We start from the raw sequence: 21,199 nt of genomic DNA on the forward strand, positions 1-21,199 counted from the left end.
CGCTGTGTCCACGCTCTCCCTCGCGAACGGGAGGAGTCCTGCGCTGTGACCGATTCATTGAAGCCTGTTTCACTCACCCGCGAGAGCACGACCTCGGTGGTGCTGCTCGCCACGACACCGGCCTGCAGGCTCTCCTGCGCCGACGGCACGCTGCTCGACCGGCTCAACGGCCAGCTCGCCGAGCTGTCCGTCCTCGACGTCCAGGTGGTGTCCCCGAGTGACGGGCTCGGCGGGCTGAGCGCCGATCTGCGCGGCATCGCCAAGATCGCGCGCGTCGCGCCGGGCCCGGTGGTCGTGCTGCCCGCCGACCTCGTCGCCCACACCGACGCGCTCGCGCTGCTCCTGGAGCATCCCGCGCGCGACACGAGCGCCCTGGTCTCCTACGACGCCACCGCCGCGCCGATGCGGCCGCCCGTACGGGTGGAGAGCGGCAAGGTCGTCGCGGCCGGCAGCTCCTTCCACCTCGTCCCCGAGGCCAACGCCACCTTCCGCGGCGTGCTCCAGGCGCGCGAGACCGACCTGACCGCGCTGGCCGACGTCGCCGAGGAGCTGGCCGAGCTCGCCGAGATGGGCAAGCTCGGCCCCGTCACCACCGTCGAGGCGGTCGATCTGCTGCTGGTGGGCCTGGTCAGGTCGGGTGTGGCGGTCCGCTCCGCCTCGATCGGGCCGCTCCACTGCGACCGGGTGACCGGCCAGGTCTCGGCCGACAACGCGCTGGGCAGGCTCGCCGACGTCGACGAGTCCCGCGTACGCCTGGAAACCGCGGTCAAGTCGAGCGACGGCTTCTTCAGCACCTACTTCGTCTCGTCCTGGACGCGCTATCTCATCCGGCCCGCTGCCGCGATGAAGCTCACGCCCAACGCCGTCACCGGCATCTCGATCGGCTTGGCCGTGCTGTCGTCGATCTGGTTCGCGGCGGGCAACCGCCCGGCGCAGCTCGCCGGGGCCGTGCTGCTCTACCTGTCGTTCTGCCTCGACTGCCTCGACGGCCAGCTGGCCCGCTACACCCGCACCTTCTCGCCGCTCGGCGCCTGGATCGACTCCATGGCCGACCGGCTGAAGGAGTACGTCGTCTACGTGGGGCTGGCCTTCGGCTACGCCGCCGGGCTGCCGTTGAGCGAGGGCGGGCCCGACGGCATCTGGTATCTCGCCGTCGCCGCGATGATCCTCCAGACGGTTCGGCATTCGATCAACTACGCCTTCGGGGCCGCGGCCAAGGACGCGGGCCGTATCGGCGTCCCGGGGGGCAAGCCGGCGACTCCGCTCCACGAGTCGGCCGACGGCGGGCGCTACGGCGTACCACCGCAGGGGGTGCTCCGCCTGGCGCGGCGCATGGAGCGCGAAAAGGTGCTGTGGTGGCTGAAGAAGATGATCGTGTTGCCGATTGGGGAGCGAATGGCGCTGATCGCGATCACCGCCGGCGTGTACAACGCCCGGGTCACGTTCATCGCGCTGCTCGGCTGGGGCGGGGTGGCGGCCCTCTACCTGCTCGCCGGCCGGATCGCGAGGTCGGCGCGATGAACTCGGTCCAGATGACACCCGTGCCGAGCAGCACCGTCGTGGCCTACCGCGACGACGGGCCGCTGTCACGCGGCATGGGAGCGCTCGTGTCGGGGCAGCTCCCGCCGCTGCCGCCGCTGATCGCCGGGGCGTTCGTGACCGGCGTGCTGCTGCTGATCGGGGTGGCCGGGTCCGACGGGCTGGCGGTCTTCGCGCCCGCCGTGACGCTGCTGCTGGCCGGGCCGGGCAGCTCCCATCCGCATGACGGCCGGCTCGACTGGCTGGTGCCGCCGGTCCTGCGGTTGATCGAGTACACCTTCATCGCGGCCATCGGGTTCGCCCACGACGTGCCGCCGGTGCTGATCTTCGCACTGCTCGGCGCGCTGGCCTTCCATCACTACGACCTGATCTACCGGCTGCGCCAGCGCGTCTATCCGCCGCCGTGGCTGAGCACGTTCGGGCTGGGCTGGGACGGGCGGATGATCGTGGTCTCACTGGCGGCGGTCGTGGGCTTCGTCACCGGCGCCTTCGTGCTGCTCGCCCTGTATCTGTGGGTCCTGTTCGGGTGGGAGAGCCTCACCTGCTGGCTCGCCACGGCCCCCTCCAGGGTGGCCGCGGCCGAGACGGAAACGCGAGACTAACGGCCGATTACCCGGGGAGGGCCTAAAGGCAACTAACCTTTGGGTCCTAAGTAGTCATGCCCGACAGAGGAGTGGACGTTGCTGGGAATGGTGCTGGCCGCTGGAGCCGGACGACGCCTGCGACCGTACACCGACACGCTGCCGAAGGCACTGGTGCCGGTCGACGGTGAGACCACGATCATGGACATCTCCCTGCGCAACCTCGCCGAGGTGGACCTGCGCGAGGTCGTGGTCGTCGTCGGTTACGCGGCGCAGGCCGTACATGAGCGAAAGGACGCGCTGGAGAAGCGGCACGGCGTCAAGCTCACTCTCGTGCACAACGACAAGGCCGAGGAGTGGAACAACGCCTACTCCCTGTGGTGCGCGCGCGACTACTTCGCGCAGGGCGCGCTGCTGGTCAACGGCGACACCGTGCACCCCGTCTCGATCGAGAAGACGCTGCTGTCGGCCCCCGAGACCAGCGACATCCTGCTCGCGGTCGACAACGTGAAGCGGCTGGCCGACGAGGAGATGAAGGTCACCCTCGACGGCGCCGACCTGAAGCGGATCACCAAGCTGATGGACCCGGCCACCGCCTACGGCGAGTACATCGGCGCCACGCTCATCCGCCCCGGCGCCGCCGAGCGCCTGGCCGACGCGCTGCGGGCCACCTTCGAGCGCGATCCGCAGCTCTACTACGAGGACGGCTACCAGGAGATGGTCGCGCGCGGCGAGCGCATCCACGTCGCGCCTATCGGGGAGGTCGACTGGGTCGAGGTGGACAACCACGACGACCTGGCCAAGGCTCGCACCATAGCCGTTCGTTACTGAGGAGGCGGGTATGCCGCTTCTAGCGCGGATGCTGCCCGCGCCACTGGCCATCATGGTCAGGCGCGGCGCGGTCGCGGAGCTCGGCGCGCTGCTGGCCGACACCCGGGTGGCGACCTCCGGCCGGGTGGCCGTGGCCGTGGGTCCCGGCCAGGGCGACCACATCGAGGGCCTGATCGCGCCCACGCTCGACGAGGCCGAGGTGTTCAGGGTCGCCGACGGCTCGGTCGACGCGGCCGTCTCGCTCGGCGCCGACCTGCGTAAGGGTGCCTACGAGGTGGTCGTCGGCGTCGGCGGCGGCCGGACCATCGACGCGACCAAGTACGCCGCCTCGCTGGCGGGCATTCCGATGGTCGCCGTGGCCACGAACCTCTCCCACGACGGCATCTGCTCGCCCACGGCCTCGCTGGTGTACGACGGCGGCAAGGGCACGTTCGGCGTGCCGATGCCGCTGGCGGTCCTGGTCGACCTCGACTTCGTGCACAGCGCTCCCGAGTCGCTCGTCCGGTCGGGAGTCGGCGACGTGGTCAGCAACCTGTCGGCCATCGAGGACTGGCAGCTCGGCAACGTGGAGCGCGGCGAGCCCATCGACGGGCTGGCCTGCTCGATGGCCCGCATCGCGGCCGAGGCGCTGATCGGCCGGGTCGACTCCATCGAGTCGGATGCCTTCCTCACCATTCTGGCTGAATCGCTGATCATGTCCGGCATGTCAATGGTGATTGCCGGGTCGTCTCGGCCCGCGAGCGGTGGAGACCATGAGATCCTTCATGCCGTGGATCAGCTCTTCCCCGGCACCTCCAATCACGGCGAGCTCGCCGGGATCGGTGCCGCTTTCTGCTTCTTCCTCAGGGAGGACGCCGCCCGGCTCAAGCAGGTCACCGACTGCCTGCGACAGCACGAGCTGCCCGTCGTCCCGGCCGACATCGGCTTGACCGGCGAGCAGTTCGCCGAGGCCGTCGTGCTGGCGCCGGCCACCCGACCCGGCCGTTACACGATCCTGGAGCACCTGCGCATGCCGGAGTCCGAGGTACGCGATCGGGTGGGGGACTATGTCCGGGCCTTCGGTAGCTGACATCCGGCGGGTGGCCCAGCCCGCCGGACACCTTGAGCGCAGGAACGGCGAGCACTGGGCAGGCGTGCTCTACATGCGCCGGCTGTCCATCTACGTCACCTGGCTGATGACCAAGACGTCCGTCACGCCCAACCAGCTCACCTGGGTGATGACGGTGGCGGGGATCCTGGCCGGCGTCGTGCTGGCGCTGCCGGGGCTGTGGGCCGCCGTGGCCGCCGCCCTGCTCGTGCAGGTCTACCTGCTGCTGGACTGCTCCGACGGCGAGCTGGCCCGCTGGACCGGGCAGACGTCGCTGGTCGGCATCTACCTGGACCGTGTCGGCGCCTACTTCACCGAGGCCGCGGTGCTCATCGGGCTGGGCTGGCGGGCGTCGGCCGTCCTGCCCGACTGGTACACCGTGCTGGGCGTCGCCGCCGCGCTCGGCGCGATCCTCATCAAGGTCGAGACCGACCTCGTGGACGTGGCCAGGGCCAAGGGGGGCCTGCCGTCCGCCACCGAGGCGTCCGTGGGGCAGTTCCGATCCGGGCTGCTGGGGCTGGCCAGGAAAGTGGTGGGGGCGACGAAGTTCCACCGGATCGTGCAGCCGATCGAGCTGTCGCTGCTCACGGTCGTGGCCGCTGTCATCGACGCCGTCACCGGCGATCTGCTGGCCTCGCGCGTGCTCCTGGTCGTCTGCTTCGCGGCCGCCGCGCTGCAGACCGTCCTTCATCTGGTCAGCATCCTGGCATCGAGGCGGCTTGCGTGAACGCACATCGGAACCGGCGGGCCCTCCCGCTCGTCGTATTGATCGGACGTCCGCCGTTCGGTGGGGGTTCACGCACGGTTCCGATACGCTTAGCTCCACCAATATCAGGAAATATGCATACCAGCAGACTCGGTGATCATGAAAGAATGCTCCGCCCGTGTTCTCGACGCGTCAGGACGATGACCCGTTGAAGATCTCGTGCGTCATCCTCACCATGGGCAACCGGGTCGCGGAGCTGACCCGGGCGGTCGAGTCCGCGCTCAACCAGATCGACGGCGACGTCGAAGTGGTGATCGTCGGCAACGGTGCCGATGTGCCCGAGGTGTCGGCGACGCCACCCGTGGGCTCGTCCGCGACCGTGAAGACGGTCCGGCTCGAACGCAACACCGGCATCCCGGCCGGCCGCAATCGCGGCGTCGAGGAGTGCTCCGGTGATGTCGTGCTGTTCCTCGACGACGACGGCTGGTACGCCAACCAGAAGGTCGTGTCCCACGTCCGCGACCGCTTCGCCACCGAGCCCGACCTCGCGGTCATCTCCTTCCGGGTGATGGACCCCGACGGCGGCATCGGCCAGCGGCGCCACGTGCCGCGCCTGCGCGCGGGCGACCCGGAACGCTCCTCGCCCGTCACCACCTTTCTCGGCGGTGCCTCGGCGATCCGCCGCTCGGCCTTCCTCCAGGTGGGCGGCCTTCCGGAGCGGTTCTTCTACGCTCACGAGGAGACCGACCTCGCGTGGCGGCTGCTGGGCGAGGGCTACCGGATTGAGTACGACGCCGAGACGGTCATGTACCACCCGCAGGTCCCGCCGACGCGGCACGCCGAGTTCTACCGGCTGAACGCCCGCAACCGGGTGTGGCTGGCGCGGCGCAACCTGCCGTGGCCGCTGGCGGTCCTCTATCTGCTCGACTGGGTGGTGCTGACGCTCATCCGGGAGCGCCGGTCCGGGGTGGCGATCAAGGCGTGGTTCACCGGGTTCTTCGAAGGACTGCGGACACCGGCCGGCGAGCGCCGTCCGATGGCCTGGCGCACCGCCTGGCGCATGATGAAACTGGGTCGTCCGCCCATCGTGTGAGCCAGTCCTCAGACATCTGATGACTCTTGATAGCCTGCCCCGATGGATCCTGTTACCGGTGGGGCTGTGCTCCGTGCTGTCGAGGTCGATGTCGTGCGCGACGGGACTTCTCTGTTGCGGTCGATCTCCCTGACCGTCGCGCCGGGGGAGCACTGGGCACTGCTGGGCCCCAACGGGGCCGGGAAGAGCACGCTGCTGGACCTCCTCGGGGCTGTGAAGCATCCCACGCGCGGGATCGTGGAGGTTCTGGGCCATCGGCTCGGCCGGGTCGACATGCGGGAGCTCCGCTCGTTTCTGGGGCACGTCAATCCGCGGCACTCCTTGGAGTCCAGCCTCCGGGTCCGGGAACTGGTGCTCACCGGGGCCACCAACACCATCGAGCTCGTCCCTCGCTGGCAACCCACCGCGGAGCAGGAGGAGCAGGCCCTGCGGCTGATCGGGCTGATGGGGATGGCCCGCAAGGCCGAGGCGCGCTGGCCCCACCTGTCACAGGGAGAGCGGGGCCGGGCGCTGATCGCGCGGGCCCTCATGCCGCAGCCGCGGCTGCTGCTGCTCGACGAGCCCGCCACCGGGCTGGACCTGGCCGCCCGTGAGCAGTTGCTCGGCAGCCTCGACGAGCTGCGCAAGGAGCACCCCGCGCTGGCCACCGTACTGGTGACCCATCATCTGGAAGAGCTGCCCGCCAGCACCACTCACGCGCTGCTGCTGCGGGAGGGGGAGTGCATGGCGTCGGGTCCGGTGGACGAGGTGCTGACCACCGACCTGGTGAGCAAGTGCTTCGACCACCCGGTGCGGATCAGCCGCATCGACGGACGGTGGAGCGCGCGAGCCTAGATGGCCGCCGCGTCGCCGAAGGTCATGGTGGCGCGGGCGACCGTGGTGGTGAGTAGGGGGCGCTTCGGCAGGCCCAGTTCGCTCAGTTCCTTGGCTATCGGGTGGTTGCCCAGGCGGATCAGCGCGCCGCCAGGCCGTACGCGGACGCCATGGGTCTCCACCGACCACGGGACGCGGCGCGTCACGCCCTCCCGGTGGGTGAAGGCGTCCAGCGGGACCAGTGCGCCCGCGCCCGGCGCGGGCATGCCCGGTTTGAGCAGGAGATCGAGCACCAGCCGCCCGTCCTTGCGCAGGACGCAGCGCTTGTACGGCGAGTCGAGCCGCAGGTCGATGTCGGCCAGCTCCTTCGGAAAGCCCCAGATGCGGCGGCCCGCCTCCAAGGTGAACCCCTGATCGACCGGCAGCCAGTGGATGAACACCCCGGCCCGCCGCAGATCGCCCAGCCCGACCGACTGCGCCACACCCGGCGGGCGCACCAGGAACGCCACGCCGAACTCGTGGTAGGAGTCCAGATCTCCCTCGCGGTAGTCGACGAACACCAGCACGCAGATCGCCTTACCGGGGAACACCTCGGCCGCGTCCAGACCCGAGTAGGCGATCACCGCCCTGGCGGCGTCGGCCCGGACGGGGTACATGACGCTGCAGACCGTGGCGTCTCTCACCTGGACGGGCATGCTCACGGTGCGGCCCTGGATCAGATGCGAAGACATGACTCCAGTACATCAACCGGATAGCCGTGTGACCATTCCTGCCCGGATCCCGTCTGGTCTGTTGTGACATTCGTAAGAACGCGGAGGGCATCATCATCGAGGAGCTGTACCGCGAGCACTGGGCGCTCGTGTGCGGGTTCCTGTTACGCCGCACCCGCGACCCCCATCTCGCCGAGGACCTGGCCCAGGAGACGTTCGTCAAGGCCACCAGGGCGCTGCTCGGCTGGCGCGGCGAGAACGCGGCCGCGTGGCTGCTCTCCATCGCCCGCAACGTTCTGGTCGACCACGTCCGGCGCCACCGCCGCGAGCTGGCCCTGCCCGACCCCGACGAGCTCGGTGTGCCCGCGCTGCACGTCGAGTCGCTGGCCGTACGCGACGCCCTGGACCGGCTGCCCGAGCAGCACCGCAGGCTGCTCGCCCTGGTCTACTTCGAGGGCTTCTCCATGGTCGAGGTGGCCGCGATGACCGGCAAGAAGCACGCCACGATCAAGACCGCCGTGTGGCGGGCCAGAGCCGCGTTCGCCGACATCTATGGAGTCCCCCATGACTGAAGACGACCTGCTGCCCATGCCCGACTTCGACCCCAAGGCGACCCGCCGGGCCGTCCGGCGGGGTCTCACCCGCACCGCGATCACCGTGCTGGCGGCGCTGGTCGTCCTCGTCCTGGTGGCGACGGTCGGCTCCAGCATGATCCAGCAGCGCGGTGACCGGGAAATGCGCATGACGGATGTGCTCGGCACCGCCTTCAAGATCTACAACCCCGCCTACGACATCCAGGTCCAGGATTGGGGGGCCACCACGCCGCTGTCGATGTCGTTCACCGTGGCGGTCAGCCCGATGCGGGCCAACGGGGGCTTCGTCGCTGGTTACGGAAGCGCGGAACATGTCATCACCCAGGACTTCTTCGGCCACGTGGGCAGGTTGCCGCTCGGCAACTCCGCCAACACCACGCTGAGCACGGCGATCGCCAACGTGAGCACCGGCAACCAGCCCAAGAAGGACACCCGCAAGGTGCTGGCCAGGCTTCCGGAGAGCCTCAACGCGCTGGCGGTGATCGAGTTCGCCAAGCCGCTCACCACCGAGGAACTGGTCGCCTTCACCACCAGGTACAAGTCATTCGCCGAGAAGGTGGTCTACGAGCGGCGTCCCAGGTCGATCCCCATCACGTGGGGCGGGATGACGTCTTGGGACCGAGCCCCGATGCCCAAAGATGACCATGTGATCGAGCCCGATCAGGCGATCAGGCTGGACCTCGAGAGCTTCCGCCGCTGGGTGGGCATCCTCAAGGACTACGACGACGACAACCTGCACGACTTCGACCTGAGCCTGGCCCGGCTGCGCAAGGCCGCGAACGACGGCCTGGCGTATGCCTACGTGGACCCGGGGGCCAAGATCGGCGAGCTGCGGAAGATCATCGAAGACCCGCTGGTCCAGACGGTCCGCGTGGCGGACGTCACCTACGACCTCGAACGGCCCTAGACAGCCAGGGAATGGGCGGGCACCCGGACCCCCGCCCACCTCTCCATCCTGGCCACGAACTCCGCCGCGTGGTCGGGCCAGTGATGACGCAGCCGGGCCTCGGCGTGGCCGCGCGCCCCCAGGGCGGCCCGCCGCTCGGGCTCCTCCTTGAGATCGAGTACGGCGTTCACGAGCGCGTCCACGTCGAGCGGCACCACGACCCCGCACCCGACCCGCTCCACCATCGAGCCGTGCGGTGTGGTGATCACCGGGAGCCCCCGGCCCATGTAGTCGAGGATCTTGGTCGGCGTCCTCGGGCCGGTCTCCGCCGACAGGGACAGGCCGGCCAGGGCGCCCTCGGCCATCCGCAGGGCGTGGCGGTTCGGGACGTACCCGAACCAGTCGAGCAGCCCGACCCGCTGCGCGTCCCGCAGCAGTGGCCGGACCTCACGGTCGGCGGCGCCGAGCAGGTCCATCCGGATGCCGTGCGGGACGAGCCGCTCGGCCAGCCCGATGAGCTCGGAGACGCCGCGCTCGGCGGAGAGCCGCCCGATGTGCACCACCCTGGTGTCGCCGGGCGGGGGCGGTGCCGCCGACACCAGGGTGGCTTCCGGCACCACGGCGGAGGTGACCACGTGGTGACGCCGCTCGGCCCGGGACAACTGCCTGGCGGTGACCTGCTCCCGTACGTCCCAGACGATCGGCGGGTGGTGGAAGGGCAGGGTGTGCAGCAGGCGGTGGTCGTGCAGCACCAGCAGGTCGGCGCCCTTCAGGCCGCGCTTGAGCGCGGCCCGCGCCCGGCCGTAGCCGGCGTTGCGTGGTACGTCGATCGCGGCGACGCCCATCGCGGGTGTCACGTTGTAATAGGTGAAGGGCGCGACGTAGGTCACCTCGTGGCCCGCGTCGAGCAGCGCCCGGATCTGCCGATGCATGATCCGGGCGTCCTCGGGATGGTGGACGGTGGTGGCTACGCATACACGCATGCGGTCGATGCTGCGCCGCTACCCGGTCAATGGCGTAAATGCTGGGGGAATTGCCGCTTAACTTCCTGACGGGCGGCGGTAGAGCCACGTCAGCCGAGGTTCGAGCACCCACTTGAACACCGTGCGCGTCTCGGGCAGGCACAGCACGATCGCCAGGGCGAAGCAGCTCGCACTGATCGCCAGCACCCCGAGCGGGCCGTGCAGCCAGGGCAGCTCCAGCCACCCCTGGTCCTTGGCGATGAGGACGGGGATGCCGTGGAGCAGGTAGCAGTAGAGGGTGCGGGTGCCGAGATCGGTGAACCAGGTCTCGCGCCTGGGCACCAGCGCCAGGACGGCGTAGGACATGGCCAGCCCGCAGATCAGCAGCCCGGCGCGTACGCCGAGGCCCATCCACCAGGACAGATCTAAGTCCTGGAAGCTGTGCTTGTAGTAGAAGGGCTTCAGCGGCGCCTTCGGCGCGATGAAGATCGACACCGCGGCGGCGCCGAGCACCACGAACACCGAGACGATCTTGATCCACCGGCGGTCGAGCAGCTCGAAGTGCTCGGGCTGCATCACGAGCCCGATGACGAAGAACGGCATCAGACCGAAGAAGCGGTCCATGCTGAAGTCACCGGAGATCTGCGAGAACCCGGCGAACAGGTAGATCGCGATCGCCACCGGGATCGGGTGTTTCATCCGCTTCCACACGGGTGTGGACAGTCGCCAGAACAGCAGCGCCAGCAGGTACCAGTTGATCCACGCGGGATCGATGATCGTGAGGCTCCACTTCTGGCCCAGGCCGAGCCGGACCAGCGCGTAGCCGACCTCCACGATCACGTACGGCACGACGAACGTGTCGACCAGCTTGTTCGTCTTCGCGTTGGAGTTCCAGAAATTTCTGGACAGATAGCCACTGATGAGCACGAACAGCGGCATGTGGAAGGTGTAGATGAAGATGTAGAGCGACCTGGCCGAGTCGGTGGACAGCGTCGGCACCAACGAGTGGCCGACGATCACGAACGCGATCAGGACGAACTTGACGTTGTCCAGATATGGGTCGCGCTTGCGCTTGGGGGCCTCGGGCTGGGGCTCGGGAGCCGGCTCTGGCTCCGGCCGCTCCTGCTCCTGGTCCTTGTCCTGCTCCTGGTCCGTCTTGGCCGGGCCGACGCCGTGCGGATCCGTCTTCTCACTCCAGAAAGCCTCCTCCGGCAGCGGCCACTGAGCTCCTGTGCTCGCGGGGCCGGTGGCCTCATCGGCGTCACCCGTGTCGGGGGGCGTCGTGACCGGTGGGGAGTGCTTGGTGTCAGACACTACGGAGTCGCTCAGCTTCACTCGGGGTCGGGGGAACGCGACAGGCAGCCCGCATGCACGCGTCCTTGACGAGTGAGACGAGCCGCGTCGCCGACCCGCTACACACTAGCCCGGCGACGAGGCTCCTGTCTCACTCGCGGTGCGAGAACACCCGGTTACACAGGGAACTTGGAGGTCAGGTGCAGACGTTCTTCTGCTTGTCCGCCGAGATCGTGCTGTTGGTGACGCTGTCGGGCAGTTTGGTGACCTTGACCGACTTGAAGTCCTCGCCGATGATCAGCTGGATCACGGGCGGGTTCGTCGTCGCGGGAGTCGTCGAGGGCACCGGCACCGGAGAGGTGTAGGTCTCGGTGGTCGTCGGCTTGAGCTTGCCCGCCGTCGGAGCCGGCTTGGGCTGCATGGCCTTGACCAGCACGTCGCTGTACGCGGCGCCGTCGGTGGCCTTCTTGGCGTAGCGGACCTGGGTGGTCGGCTGGCTCTTGCCGTCGGTGGCCAGGTAGTTGCCCACGCCCGTGACCTTGAAGCCTTCCTTGCTCAGCAGGTCGGCGACCTCTTTGGCCTTGCCCCGCGTCGTCGTGCCGTTGAGCACCTGGACCTGGACCTGCTCCGGCTTGACGTTGATCTTGGGCGTCGAGGCGGCGGTCGAGGCCGACGCCGCGGGTTCGGGCAGGTCGACGTCGCTCTTGATCGCATTGAACAGATCGTTGGCGTCGGGCTGCCGCCAGATCACCCGGTTCTTGTCCTCCGGGTCGGGCTGCCACGGGATCGTGGTGAACTTGACCCCGCCCGCCGTCATCTTCTGCGCGCTCGTGGCGATCTCGATGAGCTGGGTGGTGTCGTTGGCCAGGTCCGGGTCCATCGTCACAGACTTGGCGGTGGCCTTGATGAAGGCCCTGAGCTTCCCGACGTCGGTGAGCAGTTGACTGCTGGTGGCCTTCTGCACGACCTTGCTCAGGAAGATCTGCTGGCGCTTGATCCGCTGGATGTCGCTGCCGTCACCGTAGTGGCGCAGCCGGACGTAGCCCAGCGCCTGCTCGCCGTTCAGCAGGCTCTTGCCCGCGGGCAGCTTCAGGTGGGAGTTCTTGTCGTCCACGCCGTTCGCCAGGCAGATCTCGATGCCGTCGAGCGCGTCGACGATGTTCTTGAAACCGCTGAAGTCGACCTCGACGAAGTGGTCGACCCGGATGCCGGTGAGGGTTTCCAGCGTGGACATCGTGCAGGCGACGCCGCCCGAGCTGTACGCCGAGTTGATCATGTCGCGGCGCGGCGGCATCTCCTGCTTGGTGGTCTCGTTCTTGCACTTGGGGATCTGCACCATCGAGTCGCGCGGGAAGCTGATGAGCCGCGCCTGGTCCCGGTTGGGCGAGATGTGCATCAGGATGATCGTGTCGGTGCGCTTGCCGCCCGCGTCGGCCTTCCTGGCGTCCGCCTGGCCGTACTTCGCGTTGCCCTTGCCCGCGCGGGTGTCGGAGCCGACCAGCAGCACGTTGAGCGCGCCGGTCTCAGGGGGCCGGGGGTTGATGATGTCCTTGTTGACGCTTCGCTGGTTGATGTTGCTGAAGGCGTCGCGGTAGAGCGTGTAGCCGGTCAGCGCGCCGGCGACCATGAGCGAGGTGGTCGCGATGCTGATCCAGGCCAGCACGCGCATCTTGTTGCCACCACCGCCACCGCCGCTGCGATGGCCGCGGGGCGGCAGGTCTTCGGGGGGCGGGGGAGGAGGAGGAGATGCCGCCGCCCGGCGCGACATCCGGCTGCCGGGCTGTGTCGAGGCGACCCTGCGGTCCTGCACGGACACGCCCCACTGGTCACTCATGCGCCCCCTCGCCTGGTCCGGTTGGCTCGGTCATTCTGCGCCACGAGACTAGGTCACGGACGGCGTACCCGCAGCCATGACGAAAAGAATCGACCGTGACCCGGACGTGATGTTACCGCGCAAAAGCATACTCAGACCTGGACATTTAGCGGAATATTCATCGTCAAAGTCTTTACGGAGTGCGGGGCCCGGCACGGGTGGCCAGGGCCGCGGCCAGGCACGCCAGAGGCACGGCCGGCAGGACGTACCGGTAGTCGAACTCGGCCACGGCCGGCGGTATGACCAGCAGGAGCACCGCTGTTGACCAGGGCAGCAACCACGGGGGCGGCTCGTCGGTCAGGCTCGTCAGCCGTCGCCCGCCGGACAGCCGCCGCCTGATCGCCAGGGCGGGCGGGACGAGCAGGACGGCCAGCAGCACGGTGCCCGGCAGGCGCCCGATGTCCTGGTAGGCGCGCACCCAGCCGGCGTACGGCTCGACGACCTCGGTGCCGATCGGTCCCTGCTCGTAGCGCTTGCCCAGGTCGACGCCGAGCTGCGCGGCGTACCGGCCCGGAGGCTGCGGCGAGACGGCGGGGAACTCGTAGTAGTCGTAGATCTCGTGGTCGGGGTAGACCGGGCGGCCCCAGACGAACGAACGGCCCAGCTCCGACAGCACGGAGGCCGCGTAGTCGAGCGGCTGCTCACGGATGGCCAGCGAGGCGAACCGGCCCGCCAGCTCGTCGTTCTCCTCGGTGAACGTGATGTCCGGCAACGCGACGAGCGGGGAGTCCTTGGCCCAGATGTACTCCTGCGAGGGCGGACGCCGATCGGGCGGCCGAGGGTCGCAGAGCACCTTGAGGTCCGGTGGGGGCTCCATCTTCGCGCAGTCGGCGAACGACATCGTGCGGGCGTAGAGGAACACGCCGTTCGCCCCGACGATGCCGACGCGGTGGTAGGTGGCGTAGAACCAGCCTCCGTACGCGATGACCGGCGCCAGCGCGGCCACCACCACGAGCCCGGCGAGCCCCACCCGCCTGCGCAGCAGGAACCAGGCCGCCACGACCACGATCAGCGGCTGGCCGACGGTCCTGGTGAGCGTGGCGGCGGCCAGCAGCAGCCCGACGGCGATCACCACGGGCCGGTCGGCCAGGGTGAGCGCGATCGCGGCGACGACCAGGAACATGAAGAGCGCGTCGGAGACGAGCAGGTGCTCCAGCTCGATCTGGTAGGCGTCCAGCAGCACCGGCACCGTGGCCAGCGTCGCCACCCACCTGGGCGCGCGGCGTGCGCACCAGTAGACCAGCACGCCGGTGGCCAGGCCGAGCAGGTGCTGCGCGGCGGTGATCGCGCCGAAGGAGTGGAACGGTTCGAGCGCCTTCATGAAGGCCGAGTAGCCGGCGGGGCGCACCAGGTCGGGGCGGGGGTGGAAGACGGTGACGACGTAGGTGTAGGAGTCGGGGAACCACAGGGCCGGGCGGTAGCCGAGCATCGTGACGACCCGTAGCGCGGTGCCCAGGGTCAGGACCGCCAGGAACCAGCCGTGCCGGCGCGCCAGTGAGACCGCCCGGGCCGGCCTGGGTGTGGGCCTGGGCTCGGGCTCGCCGACGAGCGTCGTCTCCTCCACCCGTGCGTCCTCCCGCTTCACCGGCACGTCGCGTACGCTACCCGCGTTTCGCGCGATCCTGCGTAACCCCCATCCGAGGCGCCGTCCGGGCCGAGGTCCTTCGGGTTCTTCGCGCCGTCTGGGCTGAGGGTCTCTGGAGTCCGCGCGTCGTCCGGGCTGGGCCCTTTGGGTTCTTCGTGTCGTCCGGGCCGAGGGGGCTGCGGCATCGTCGGCGCGGCCGTGTTTTGGATACGCTCGCGATCACCGATGGGAATCGCCTGGCTGGATCGGACGCGTAGGCCGTCGGCGGGTCGGGTGCTCGCCGTGGTCTCGGTGTTGCCTGCCCTGGTCGTGGCCGGTTGGCTGCTCGCCGCGCTGCCGCTGCTGCTGGCCGGGTGGTATCGGCCGGTGCCCGCGCTGGTGCTCGGGGCGGTGGTGATCGGGGGGCTCTGCTGGTTCGCCCTCCGCCGGCCGCTCAAGGTCGTCGAAGGGGCGACCGGGCGGCAGGTCGGCGCGGTCGTCGCGGTCGCGGTCGGGTCCGGTGTGTTCAACGCGATCATGCACAGCGAGCAGCTGATCGTCAGGCGTGATCCCGCAACGTACGCCCAGTACGCCACCTGGCTGGCCGGACACGGCTCGCTGCCGATCCCCGCGCAGGCGGAGGCGTTCGGCGGGGCCGATCCGGCGCTCATGTTCGAGAGCGTCGGGTTCTACGACGTCAGCGGGTCGGTGGTGCCGCAGTTCATGCCGGGACCGCCGCTGCTGTTCGCCGTGGGTGACTGGCTCGGCGGGCTGCTGCTGACACCTGCCGTGCTCGGGGCGCTGGCCGTGCTCACGCTGGCGGGGGTGGTGGGCCGGCTCGCCGGCGGGCGCTGGGCGCCGGTGGCGGCGCTGGCCTTCGCGGTGAGCCTGCCGATCCTCTACACCTCACGGACCACCTTCAGCGAGATTCCCTCGCTGATCCTGCTGTTCGGCGGCTTGGCCCTGGTCCACGACGCCCTCTCCCGCGGGGACATCCAGCGAAGAGCGGGGGCGCTGGCCGGGCTGGTGTTCGGGCTGGCCGTGCTGGTCAGGATCGATGGGCTGCGTGACGTGCTGCCGGTCCTGGCGTTCGCCGGGTCGCTGATCGCCTGGCGGCGCCTCGGCAGGCCCAAGGGGGCGCTCGGGCCGCCGCTCCTGCTCGGGCTCGCGGTCGGTGCCGGGTTGGGGCTGCTGGCGGCGTACGTGCTGGCACGACCGTATCTGTCCTATCTGTCCAGGTCGGTCAATCCGCTGCTGCTCATCTGCGCCGCCGTTCTCCTCCTCACCCTGGCCGGTACGCTCGCGGCGCCCCGGCTGGCCCGGATCCGGATGCCCAGGTGGCTTCCGGACGTGGGGGCCGTGCTGGTCGTGCTGGTCATGGTCGGCCTGGCCGTGCGGCCGTGGCTGCAGACCGTGCGACGGGTGGCCACGACGAAGGAAGACAAGCTCACCGCCACATTCATCGAACAGACGCAGAAGGCCAACGGCCTGCCCGTCGACGGCACCCGGCTCTACTCGGAGCTGTCCCTGCACTGGGTGAGCTGGTACGTCGGCCTTCCCATGATCGTCCTCGCCACGGTCGCGGCGGCGGTGCTGGTGCGGAGGCTGCTCAGGAACGGTTCCCCGGCCGAGTGGCTGCTGCCGCTGGCCGTCATCGGCTGGACCACGGTGACCACGCTGCTGCGCCCGGAGATCACCCCCGACCAGCCGTGGGCCGCCCGCCGGCTGGTGCCGGTGGTGATCCCGGGGCTGATCCTGCTGGCGGTGTGGGGGCTGGAGTGGGTGCGCAACCAGGCCATCCTCCGCAAGTACGGCAGCTGGATCACCGCTGCGGGCACCGTGCTGATCCTGGTGCCCCCGGTCATCACGTCGATCGGGATCGCGTTCACCCCGGTGGAGCGGGGCGAGCGGGCGGCGGTCGAGGCGATGTGCGCGAAGATCCCGCCGAACGCCTCGGTGCTGATCGTCGAGCGGGTGACGGGCAACCGGTTCACCCAGCTCGTCCGCGGCATGTGCGGCCGACCGGCGGCGCAGGTCCGCGCCGTGGGCAGGCGGGATACGGCGGACGAAGCCGACGTGCGCCGCATGATCGCTCGTGTCCGCGCCGCCGGCCACGTCCCGGTCGTGCTGGCTGCCGAGGAGGAGCAGGTGGCAGCTTACGGTCCGAAGACGCAGGTCATGGGCCTGGTGACCCGGCAGGACGAGCGGTCTCTCGTCGACGCGCCGAACGGCACCTGGTCGCTCCAGATCAACGTGTGGATGGCCGTGGGCTGACCCTGTCGCCGGCCGCAGGTGGACTCGGCTCCCGGCTGGGCAGAGTACCCTCGACGCACGTGAGCACGCCTGAGACCCCCCAGAGTGGATACGCCGTGGAAGAAGCGCCATACGTCACGATCGTCTTGCCCTGCTACAACGAGCAGGACCACGTCATCGACGAGGTCGAGCGGATCACCAAGGCGATGGACTCCAGCGGCTATACCTATGAGCTCGTCGCGGTCGACGACTGTTCCACCGACGAGACGCTGGCCAGGCTGCAGGAGGCCGCGCCCCGGTTCGAGCACCTGCGGATCCGGGCGTTCCACCGCAACGGCGGGGCGGGCACCGTGCGCCGCATCGGCACGCAGGAGGCCAGAGGCGAGATCGTCGTCTGGACCGACGCCGACATGACCTACCCCAACGAGCGGATCCCCGAGCTGGTCCAGATCCTGGAGAAGGACGCGACCGTCGACATGGTCGTCGGCGCCCGCACGTCCGAGGAGGGGTCGCACAAGCTGCTGCGCGTCCCGGCCAAGTGGGTGATCCGCAAGGTGGCGGAGCAGCTCGCTGGGCAGAAGATCCCGGACCTCAACTCCGGGCTGCGCGCGTTCCGCAGGACGGTGGCCAAGCCCTACCTGCGGCTGCTGCCGCCCGGGTTCTCCTGCGTCACGACGATCACGCTGTCGTTCCTGTCGAACCAGCACGACGTCTACTACCTGCCGATCGGCTACGCCAAGCGGGCGGGCAAGTCGAAGTTCAGCTTCGTCTCCGACGCCTACCGCTACATCCTGCAGGTGCTGCGGATGATCATGTACTTCAACCCGCTCAAGGTGCTCATGCCGCCCGCGTTGTGGCTGGTGGGGATCGGGTTCGTCAAGGGGGTCTGGGACATGATCCAGCACCCGTTCTACTTCCCGGCCAACACCGTCATGATCTTCCTGTCGGGGCTGCTCATCGGATCCGTGGCACTGCTGGCCGACTTGATCGTGCGCTCGCGGGGCGAATAGCGTGCGCATCGCCATCGTCGGCCCCACCTACCCGTACAAAGGGGGCGGGGCGCAGCACACCACCGAGCTGGCGCACCGGCTGACGGCGCTCGGCCACGACGTGGTGATCGAGTCGTGGCGGGCTCAATACCCGGCGTTCCTCTACCCGGGCCAGCAGACGATCTCCGCGCCCGAGGGCACCCCCTACCCCAAGACGCTGCGCAGGCTCGACTGGCGCAGTCCCGGCGGCTGGGTGGCGTGCGGACGCCGGCTGCGCTCGGCCGACCTGGTGATCCTGGCCGTCCTGAGCCCGGTGCAGGTCCCGGCCTATCTCGGCATCCTGTACGGCCTGGGCGGGAAGGCCAAGACCGTCGCCCTGTGCCACAACGTGCTGCCGCATGAGCGCAAGCCGTACGACAGGCCGCTGATGAAGGCGCTGCTCAACCGGGTCGACGCGGTGCTGACCCACTCCGACGAGCAGGCGGCGCTGGCGGCCTCCCTGAGTGACCGGCCGGTGAGTGTGGCCGGGCTGCCGCCGCACCTGCCGTCCACGACCGGGGAGCGCTCCGCCGAGGTGCACGGGCGGCTGCTGTTCTTCGGCATGGTCCGGCCGTACAAGGGGCTCGATCTGCTGCTGCGCGCCCTGCCGGAAGGGGTCGGGCTGACTGTGGCGGGGGAGTTCTGGGGCGGGCTCGACGGCACCCGGGCGTTGATCGGCGAGCTGGGCATCGCGGACCGGGTGGAGCTGCGGCCCGGTTACGTGGCCGCCGAGGACGTGCCGAAGTTGTTCGCCTCCGCCGACGCGCTCGTCCTGCCGTACCGCACCGCTACCGCCAGCCAGAACGTCTGGCTGGCGCACGAGCACGGCGTGCCGGTGATCGCGACCCGTGTGGGCGCGCTCGCCGACCACGTGACGGACGGCGTCGACGGGCTGCTGGTCGAGCCGGACGACGTCGAGGTGCTCAACCGGGCGATCAAGCGGTTCTACGCGCCGGGCGAGCCCGAACGGTTGCGGTCGGGCGTCAAGGCGGTCGATCCGGAGCCGTTCTGGTCGGCGTACTCCGCGGTGCTCCTCGACGCCTGACGGCCCAGCAGGAACGCGATGCCCGCGGCGACGGCGTCGCCCAGGGTGAACGCCAGCCGCGACACCACCGCGACCGCGTAGGACGGGCCGTCGCCGATCAGCGGCCGGAGCACGAGGATCATGGCGCCCTCACGCACCCCGACCCCGGCGGGCACCACGAACGTCAGCAGCCCGGTGGCCCAGGCGAACGCGTAGGCCCCGGTCGCGACCACGTAGAGGTCCCACCTGCCGGACAGCAGCCAGGTGTGCAGGCCGTACACGAACCAGCCGAGCGCGGTCCAGGCCACCGCGACCAGCACGGTACGGCCGGGCAGCACGCTTTCGAGCGGCTCCTTGCGCGCCAGGCGCAGGGCCAGGTTGAGACCCCAGGTGAGCACCTTGGGATGCAGGCACACGATGATCACGGGGACGAGCAGCAGCAGGTACCACGCCTGGCGCACGGCCTGCTGCGTCGCCAGCGTCGCGGCGGCGATCGAGAGCGCGACCCCCAGGTTGATCACCAGGGACAGCGAGATGCAGGCGAACGTCCGGCGCGGCGGGCTGCCGTGGTCGCGGCCGAGATCCATCATCGCCGCGTACGCCCAGACCGAGCCAGGGATGTACTTGCCGAGCTGGCCCACGAACATGATCCGTCCGGTCACCCGCAACGGCATTGGCGACCCGAGCCCGGCCAGTACCTTCCGCCAGGCGAGCAGCATGCAGAACTGCCCGGCCAGCACCGCGGCGAACGCCCCGAGCACCGCCCAAGGCGACAGCGCGGCCACGGCCGCGATGGTCTCATCCCAGTTCCTGGCCAGTCCGTACCCGAGGAAACCGAGCGCGACCAGCGCGAGGAAGACGCGCAGCAGGCGGCGGAGCATTGGCCAAGGCTAACCGTGGTTGACCGCGTATATCCAGACGCCGCCGGTGACCACCGCGAGAATGGTCAGCACCACGAGCATGATCTTGACAGTGCTGTAGGGCCGGTCTCCCTGCACCTCGCCGTTGATCCCGTTGATGAGCACCTGGTACGCCTTGCCGCCGAACAGGTAGCAGCCGATCCACACCGGCAGCAGCATCAGCTTGAACGTGACGTCGGAGTAGTAGGTGTCGACGGAGTGCACGCGCTGCTCGTCGCCGCCGATGTCGTCGCGGCAGTCGCCCTCGATGACCTTCGCCATGCGGCCCTTGGCCTGCTCCAGAGCGCTCTGCGGCTCGGTGTCGTAGCGCAGGCTGTGGTGCCCGGCGACATAGCCCGGCTGGTACGGCACGGCGCTCTTCAACGGCCACGGTTCGAGCTTGTCGAGCCGCTCCTTGCTGACCTGGTCAGTGGCGCTGACCAGCACGTCGTCGAACGCGCGCGACACCCTGCCGCCGGCGGGGTACCAGCGGGTCTTACGGACCCGGCGGGTCCTGGTCTGGCCGTTCTCCATGTAGCTCTCGGTCACCCAGTAGTGCTCGCCGCGCTGGCCGGTGTAGGCGGAGACCGTACCGGCGTCGAACGTCCAGTGGGGCAGGTAGGTGCTCTTCATCGACTCCGCCTCGGAGACCTTCTTGAGGCGGTTCGGGGCGAACCAGCGGGTCTTCACCCAGCCGCGGAGGTGCTGCCGGGCGCCGTGGCGGTCGAGGGCGAACGGGAGCACCGCTTCCGGGGCGATCTGCGCGTCGGCCGTGGTGTCGGCGACCAGGGCGGTGCCGCAGAACTGGCAGAGCTTGGAGATCGCGTCGCTCTCGGTGCGGGCGTGGCAGCCCGGGCAGGCGAACTGGTTCGGGGCCGTCGACCGTACGCGTGGCTTGGCGAGGAAGGCGTCGTAGGAGTGCTCGCGGACGGCGCGGGCGGCGGCGGCCCCTGCTGCGCGGGCTGTTCCGGCTTGAGCGCGGCCGCCATCTGCTGACCCGCGGCGATGCCCATACCGAGGCCCATCCCCTCGCCGATCCCGCCCGAGTTCTCGAGCGCGTTGGCCGCCTGGAACTTCGCGTACTGCCCCAGATCGCCCAGGATCCCCATCTGCGAGCGCTTGTCCAGCGCCTCCTCCACCTCGGGAGGCAGCGAGATGTTCTCGAAGGTGAAGTTCGGCACCGAGATGCCCACCCCGGCCAGATCCGCCGTGAGCACCTCGGCCAGTTGCTGGCCCATCGCGTGCTGGTTGGCCGCCATGTCCAGCACCGGCACGTTCGCGGTGCTCATGGCGTGGGCCAGCCGGCCGACGATCATCTGGCGGAGGTAGCCCTCCACCTCCTCGGTACGGAACTGGGCATCGGTCCCGGCCAGCTCGCCCCGGATCTTAGCGAAGAGCGCCATTTCTTCCCCGTCTTCCGCTATCTCACACAGGCGGGCAACCGTACCAAAGTCGTTTCGACCG

At 69.5% G+C, this 21,199-nt stretch carries 20 protein-coding genes; 12 read left to right on the forward strand and 8 right to left on the reverse strand.

The window, feature by feature from the left end; all coding sequences use genetic code 11:
* Positions 1 to 45 precede the first annotated feature (45 nt).
* From AB0B91_RS47365 to AB0B91_RS47395, 7 genes are all read left to right on the forward strand, one after another.
* Positions 46 to 1,521 (forward strand): CDP-alcohol phosphatidyltransferase family protein, encoded by a 1,476-nt coding sequence (locus AB0B91_RS47365; protein WP_358335628.1) that lies wholly within the window; start codon positions 46 to 48, stop codon positions 1,519 to 1,521.
* Entirely contained in the window at positions 1,518 to 2,141 is a 624-nt protein-coding gene (locus AB0B91_RS47370; protein WP_358335631.1) for a DUF5941 domain-containing protein, read from the forward strand. The genes AB0B91_RS47365 and AB0B91_RS47370 overlap by 4 nt, the downstream gene beginning before the upstream one ends.
* Positions 2,142 to 2,219: 78 nt before the next feature.
* Entirely contained in the window at positions 2,220 to 2,951 is a 732-nt protein-coding gene (locus AB0B91_RS47375; protein ID WP_358335634.1) for a phosphocholine cytidylyltransferase family protein, read from the forward strand.
* A gap of 28 nt (positions 2,952 to 2,979) precedes the next feature.
* Complete coding sequence (locus tag AB0B91_RS47380) at positions 2,980 to 4,020, forward strand: iron-containing alcohol dehydrogenase family protein (RefSeq protein WP_358336080.1); 1,041 nt, start codon at positions 2,980 to 2,982, stop codon at positions 4,018 to 4,020.
* Entirely contained in the window at positions 3,998 to 4,765 is a 768-nt protein-coding gene (locus tag AB0B91_RS47385) for a CDP-alcohol phosphatidyltransferase family protein (protein WP_358335637.1), read from the forward strand. The genes AB0B91_RS47380 and AB0B91_RS47385 overlap by 23 nt, the downstream gene beginning before the upstream one ends.
* Before the next feature lie 187 nt (positions 4,766 to 4,952).
* On the forward strand, positions 4,953 to 5,837 hold the full coding sequence (locus AB0B91_RS47390) for a glycosyltransferase (protein WP_358336083.1): 885 nt from the start codon (positions 4,953 to 4,955) through the stop codon (positions 5,835 to 5,837).
* Positions 5,838 to 5,879: 42 nt separating this feature from the next.
* Entirely contained in the window at positions 5,880 to 6,671 is a 792-nt protein-coding gene (locus AB0B91_RS47395) for an ATP-binding cassette domain-containing protein (RefSeq protein ID WP_358335639.1), read from the forward strand.
* Here AB0B91_RS47395 and AB0B91_RS47400 read toward each other — a convergent pair.
* Positions 6,668 to 7,381, reverse strand: coding sequence for an acetoacetate decarboxylase family protein (locus tag AB0B91_RS47400; RefSeq protein ID WP_358335642.1), 714 nt, complete (start codon positions 7,379 to 7,381; stop codon positions 6,668 to 6,670). The genes AB0B91_RS47395 and AB0B91_RS47400 overlap by 4 nt on opposite strands.
* Positions 7,382 to 7,485: 104 nt before the next feature.
* Between AB0B91_RS47400 and AB0B91_RS47405 the strand changes: the two genes are divergently transcribed.
* On the forward strand, positions 7,486 to 7,932 hold the full coding sequence (locus tag AB0B91_RS47405; protein ID WP_358336085.1) for a sigma-70 family RNA polymerase sigma factor: 447 nt from the start codon (positions 7,486 to 7,488) through the stop codon (positions 7,930 to 7,932).
* Complete coding sequence (locus AB0B91_RS47410; RefSeq protein WP_358335644.1) at positions 7,925 to 8,860, forward strand: hypothetical protein; 936 nt, start codon at positions 7,925 to 7,927, stop codon at positions 8,858 to 8,860. The genes AB0B91_RS47405 and AB0B91_RS47410 overlap by 8 nt, the downstream gene beginning before the upstream one ends.
* On the opposite strand, the gene AB0B91_RS47415 is transcribed toward AB0B91_RS47410, so the two are convergent.
* The 4 genes from AB0B91_RS47415 to AB0B91_RS47430 form a co-directional block, all read right to left on the reverse strand.
* Positions 8,857 to 9,822 carry a glycosyltransferase gene (locus AB0B91_RS47415; protein ID WP_358335647.1) on the reverse strand — a complete coding sequence of 322 codons (966 nt, stop codon included), beginning with the start codon at positions 9,820 to 9,822 and terminating at the stop codon, positions 8,857 to 8,859. The two genes, AB0B91_RS47410 and AB0B91_RS47415, sit on opposite strands and share 4 nt — an antisense overlap.
* 57 nt (positions 9,823 to 9,879) lie before the next feature.
* Complete coding sequence (locus AB0B91_RS47420) at positions 9,880 to 11,115, reverse strand: acyltransferase family protein (RefSeq protein ID WP_358335650.1); 1,236 nt, start codon at positions 11,113 to 11,115, stop codon at positions 9,880 to 9,882.
* 175 nt (positions 11,116 to 11,290) lie between these two features.
* Positions 11,291 to 12,928, reverse strand: coding sequence for an LCP family protein (locus AB0B91_RS47425; RefSeq protein ID WP_358335653.1), 1,638 nt, complete (start codon positions 12,926 to 12,928; stop codon positions 11,291 to 11,293).
* Positions 12,929 to 13,100: 172 nt separating this feature from the next.
* Complete coding sequence (locus tag AB0B91_RS47430; protein ID WP_358335656.1) at positions 13,101 to 14,558, reverse strand: hypothetical protein; 1,458 nt, start codon at positions 14,556 to 14,558, stop codon at positions 13,101 to 13,103.
* Positions 14,559 to 14,777: 219 nt separating this feature from the next.
* On the opposite strand from AB0B91_RS47430, the gene AB0B91_RS47435 reads away from it, so the two are divergent.
* The 3 genes from AB0B91_RS47435 to AB0B91_RS47445 all read left to right on the forward strand — a co-directional run bounded on the left by AB0B91_RS47435 (position 14,778) and on the right by AB0B91_RS47445 (position 18,857).
* Positions 14,778 to 16,805, forward strand: coding sequence for a hypothetical protein (locus tag AB0B91_RS47435; RefSeq protein WP_358335659.1), 2,028 nt, complete (start codon positions 14,778 to 14,780; stop codon positions 16,803 to 16,805).
* 95 nt (positions 16,806 to 16,900) lie between these two features.
* Positions 16,901 to 17,794, forward strand: coding sequence for a glycosyltransferase family 2 protein (locus AB0B91_RS47440; protein WP_358335662.1), 894 nt, complete (start codon positions 16,901 to 16,903; stop codon positions 17,792 to 17,794).
* 1 nt (position 17,795) lies between these two features.
* Positions 17,796 to 18,857 carry a glycosyltransferase family 4 protein gene (locus AB0B91_RS47445; protein ID WP_358335665.1) on the forward strand — a complete coding sequence of 354 codons (1,062 nt, stop codon included), beginning with the start codon at positions 17,796 to 17,798 and terminating at the stop codon, positions 18,855 to 18,857.
* Here the strand turns inward: AB0B91_RS47445 and AB0B91_RS47450 are convergent.
* Genes AB0B91_RS47450 through AB0B91_RS47460 form a run of 3 tightly spaced genes read right to left on the reverse strand, consistent with a single transcriptional unit; the run spans position 18,758 to position 21,138 of the window.
* Positions 18,758 to 19,717 carry a lysylphosphatidylglycerol synthase domain-containing protein gene (locus AB0B91_RS47450; protein WP_358335668.1) on the reverse strand — a complete coding sequence of 320 codons (960 nt, stop codon included), beginning with the start codon at positions 19,715 to 19,717 and terminating at the stop codon, positions 18,758 to 18,760. The two genes, AB0B91_RS47445 and AB0B91_RS47450, sit on opposite strands and share 100 nt — an antisense overlap.
* 9 nt (positions 19,718 to 19,726) lie before the next feature.
* Entirely contained in the window at positions 19,727 to 20,479 is a 753-nt protein-coding gene (locus AB0B91_RS47455; RefSeq protein ID WP_358335671.1) for a hypothetical protein, read from the reverse strand.
* Complete coding sequence (locus AB0B91_RS47460) at positions 20,422 to 21,138, reverse strand: SPFH domain-containing protein (protein ID WP_358335674.1); 717 nt, start codon at positions 21,136 to 21,138, stop codon at positions 20,422 to 20,424. Before AB0B91_RS47460 ends, AB0B91_RS47455 begins: the two co-directional genes overlap by 58 nt.
* Positions 21,139 to 21,199: the final 61 nt, after the last annotated feature.

Source organism: Nonomuraea sp. NPDC049141 (assembly GCF_040648415.1).
GTDB lineage: Bacteria > Actinomycetota > Actinomycetes > Streptosporangiales > Streptosporangiaceae > Nonomuraea.